Source organism: Haladaptatus sp., from assembly GCF_049589095.1.
Lineage (GTDB): Archaea > Halobacteriota > Halobacteria > Halobacteriales > Haladaptataceae > Haladaptatus.
The window spans coordinates 1-4,194 of the sequence record NZ_JBAWAC010000356.1 but is presented as its reverse complement, the minus strand read 5'-3'; the positions used below and the strand labels follow the sequence as shown (position 1 = coordinate 4,194).

The 4,194-nt window shown below is 62.9% G+C and carries 2 protein-coding genes and 1 pseudogene; all 3 read left to right on the top strand.

Going from position 1 to position 4,194, the window contains the following annotated elements:
- Positions 1–2,026, top strand: a 2,026-nt coding sequence (locus tag WBV42_RS11270; protein ID WP_423986117.1) for a glycosyltransferase family 39 protein, incomplete at its 5' end; no start/stop codon positions are given.
- On the top strand, positions 2,026–3,072 hold the full coding sequence (locus WBV42_RS11265) for a lysylphosphatidylglycerol synthase transmembrane domain-containing protein (protein WP_423986116.1): 1,047 nt from the start codon (positions 2,026–2,028) through the stop codon (positions 3,070–3,072). The genes WBV42_RS11270 and WBV42_RS11265, both read left to right, overlap by 1 nt.
- A 77-nt stretch (positions 3,073–3,149) precedes the next feature.
- Positions 3,150–3,866 (top strand): annotated as a pseudogene (locus tag WBV42_RS11260) (dolichyl-phosphate beta-glucosyltransferase); the annotation flags it as partial.
- Between the last annotated feature and the right edge of the window lie 328 nt (positions 3,867–4,194).

Genomic DNA, 4,194 nt, shown 5'->3' with positions numbered 1-4,194 from the left:
CCTCTATTACGCGGCAGCCGTGAAAAACATGCTCACGAGTTGGCACAACTTCTTCTTCGTCTCGTTCGATGCCGGGTTCGTCACCGTCGATAAACCGCCGCTCGGTCTGTGGATTCAGACGGCAAGCACGTGGCTGTTCGGGTTCCACGGCTGGAGTCTGATACTTCCACAAGCGATCGCGTGCGTGCTGTCGATCGCGCTGCTGTATCGTATCGTCGGCCGGACGTTCGGTTCGCGTGCAGGACTTGCCGCCGCGCTGACGATGGCGTTGACGGCCGTCGTCATCCCGACGAGCCGAAACAACACCGCCGACATGCTCGTCGTCCTCGCCGTACTCGGCGGGGCGTACTTCGTGCTCCGTGCGGCCGAAACCGGTCGCCGACGGTGGCTCTTCGCCTCCGCGGCCGCGGTCGGTCTCGGCTTCAACATCAAGATGATGGAGGCCTACCTCGTACTCCCGGCGTTCTACCTCGTCTACCTGCTCGGCGCGGAGGTGTCCATACGTCGACGCATCACCGACCTCGTGCTCTCGACGGGCGTCCTGTTCGTCGTCTCGTTCGCGTGGGCCACCGTCGTTGCGCTGACGCCAGCCAGCCAGCGCCCGTACATCGGATCGACCGACAACAACTCCATCTTTAGCCTGATTTTCGGCTACAACGGTATCGAACGCCTCACCGGAATGGGTGGCGGCGGCATCGATGGCGGCAGTAGCAGTGGTGGATTCGGCGGCGGTGGCGGCGGCTTCAGTCACGGAGCCATCGGGCCGCTTCGGCTGTTCAACGGGGAACTCGCCGGGCAAATCGGCTGGTTGCTGCCGGTGGCAGTCGTCGCGCTGGTACTGCTCGTTTACCGACAGCGCGGTCAGTGGCCGTTCGACGGTCGGAGCCGGTCGGTCGTTCTGTGGGGGATATGGTTCCTCACGGCCGCGACGTTCTTCAGCGTCGCCGGGTTCTTCCACCTCTACTACCTCGTCATGTTGGCCCCGCCTGTCGCCGCGTTGGTCGGCATCGGGCTGGTTGAGTTATGGGACGAGTACTGGAACACTGATTCGAGCAACCTCCTCGGATGGCTACTGCCAGCGACGCTGCTCGGGACCGCGGCCGTTCAGGCGTACATCCTGTCGCGATATCCTTCCTACAGCCAAACGCTCACTCCTGTCATCGTGGGTGGTGTCGTCATCGTCGCGGCGGCGCTCGTGGTCGGACGGGTTCGCCGACGAACCGACCGTCGTTGGCGGTCCGCGATGGGGACCGCGACGGCGCTCGGTCTCGTCGTCCTTCTCGTCGCGCCGACGGTTTGGGGTTCGATGTCCATCGCGTCGGGGACGAACGTCTCCATCCCCTCGGCGGGTCCGTCGTCCAGCGCGTTCGGTGGCGGCGGGCCGAGTGGAATGGGCAACGGCTCACCCCCGTCCGGGTTCGGTGAGAACGCCTCGTTCGACAACAGTACCGCCGGAAACGGCAGTCAGTTCGCGGGACCGTCGAACGCTTCCGGATTCCCCGGCGGGGGCGGTGCATCCGGTTCGGGATCCGGCGGTGTAAACAGCGAGGCGAACACCGCGCTGCTGTCGTATTTGGAAGCTCACCAGGGTAACGCAACGTATCTGGTGGCCGGGGATTCGGGAGCGAACAGCATCGCCCCCTTGATGCTGAACAGCGACGAACCCATCATCTCGCTCGGCGGGTTCGGCGGGAGCGACCCCGTCATGACCAAGAGCGAACTCGCCTCACTCGTCCGGAGCGGCGAACTCAAATACGTCCTCGTCGGCGGTCGCATGGGCGGCGGTGCAGGGGGTAACGCTCCATCGGGAATGAACGGCGGGAACGCGAGTTCCGGGGGGACGAATTTCAACAGGATCGCCGATTCCGGGGCGATGAATTTCGGTGGTAGCCAGCAAAACGGGGTGTCCCAGTGGGTCGAAAACAGCTGTACCGTCGTTTCCAGCGACGAGTACCAGTCGTCCGACGGCAACCAGTCGGGATCCGCGGGCACCCTCTACAACTGCACCAGTGCGGTGAGCAACTGATGGGCGAACGGCTATCCATCGTGCGCCGGTTCGGGACCCCCAAGAACCTTCTGTCTATCCTCTTCGCGGGCGTACTGCTGGCGCTCACCGCGTGGAGTATGGCCGATATCGACTGGAATTCAGTCATCGGCTACCTCGGCGAGACCGATCTGCTCTGGTTTCTACTCGCGCTGGTGGTGTTCCACGCGCTGTCGCTCGTCCGTTCGCTCCGATGGCAGACGCTGTTGCGGAACGCCGGGTACGAACTGACCGCGACCGGAGCGCTCGGGACCGTCGCCGAACTGACGCGCATCATCTACCTCGGATGGTTCGTCAACTGCATCACAGTGGCGAGACTCGGCGACGTGTATCGCTGCTCGCTGCTCCGACGTTCGGCGGACGTCGAGTTCGGCGTCACGGCCGGGACGGTGCTGACCGAGCGAGTCGTCGACTTCTCCGTTCTGGTCGTCGTTCTGGGAATCTCGACCCTGTTCGCCTTCTGGGGTGATTTCCCGTCGTTCGTCGTGAACGCACTCCTCGTCGGCGCGGCTCTCTCGGGACTCGGACTCGCAGGCGTGTTGGCGTTGCGCCACTCCAACAGGACTGTCGAACGACTGATCCCGACCCGATTTCGGCGCTACTACGTCCATCTCCGGCGGGGAACGGTCGAGTCACTCGACCGGATTCCGACCCTCGTCGGCTACACCGCCGTCGGGTGGATCATCGAGGGGGTAATCATGTACCTCGTCGCGGTCGCCATCGGCGTGTCGCTTCCCATCGCAGGCGCGTTCGTCACCGCGCTTGTCGCCGTCCTGCTCTCGTCCGTTCCGGTGACCCCCGGCGGGCTTGGCGTCACGGAAGTCGGTATCGCGTTCGTCCTCGGCTGGGTCGGCGTGGATTCGACGGCCGTCGCGGCGGTCACCATCCTCAACCGGCTGATCAGTTACTGGAGCGTCGTCGGCGTCGGAATCCTGCTCTCGCTCGTCGGACTCCACGTTCCCATCGAACTGACGACGACACCCGCGGCGAGCGGTGCTCCGACCTTCGGGGGTGAATCGCGCACATGAGTGAGTCGAGTGAGACCAGTGAGATGAGTGGGTCGAATGGGACCAATGAGACGGACGAGACGAGTGGACCCAGTGAGATGACCGGTGACGTTCCCGAGGTGAGCATCGTCCTACCCGCCTACAACGAAGCATCGACCATCGCCAGCGCGGCCGAAGCGACGATCAAGACGCTGGCGGGGTTTCTCCCCTCCGATTCGTTCGAAGTGGTGATCGCTGAGGACGGCTGTACCGACGAGACGCCCGAGATAGCCGCGCTGCTCGCGCGCGACCACGACCGAATCCGGCACTTCCACGGCGAGAACCGCGCAGGGCGCGGTGCGGCGCTCTCGCGCGTGTTCGAGGCGGTCGAAAGCGACGTCGTCGGCTACATCGACACCGACCTCGCCACGGACATGAAACACCTCGAAGAACTGGTCGAGAGCGTCCGCGTCGGACCGTACGACGTTGCGACTGGGTCGCGTCTCCTTCCGGGCAGCCAAGCGAACCGCTCGCTGAAACGCGGCACCGCCAGTCGCGTGTACAACGGCCTCGTCAGGACGTGTCTCTCCTCGTCGGTGCACGACCACCAGTGCGGGTTCAAGGCGTTCGACCGAACGGCGCTCGATGCCCTCCTCCCGACCGTCGAGAACCGCCATTGGTTCTGGGACACCGAACTCCTGATACGCGCTCAACGGATGGGCTACCGGATTCACGAGTTCCCGGTCGTATGGAACCCCGGCCGGGACACGACGGTCGATGTCCTCCGAGACGGGGGTTTCATGGGTTATCGCGTTCTCAGGCTGTGGTGGCAACTCGGCAGGACGGAATAATTACCACAAACGTTTCATTTTGTGGCAAAATTTGGTAACAAACTCGTTCACCACCACAATTCTCAGGAGATACCGGGATTGTTTTTCTAATCCAAAGATTCGAGCGGAACTGAGACGCAAAGCTAATATAATTATGCTATATGTTTTCATAGCATGGATAGACGGACCTACCTCAAAGCGAGTGGTGGCGCGTTCTCCGCGTTGGCACTCTCCGGATGCGTAAGTACGATTACCGGCAGTAACGGCGACAAGATCATTATCGGATCGGACATCCCATACAAACCGTTCGAGTACAAGAAAGAGGATGGGACTC

What these genes read in the sequence shown, in the direction of transcription:
- WBV42_RS11265 (WP_423986116.1), top strand. Translation starts at nt 2,026, where the DNA reads ATGGGCGAACGGCTATCCATCGTGCGCCGGTTCGGGACCCCCAAGAAC.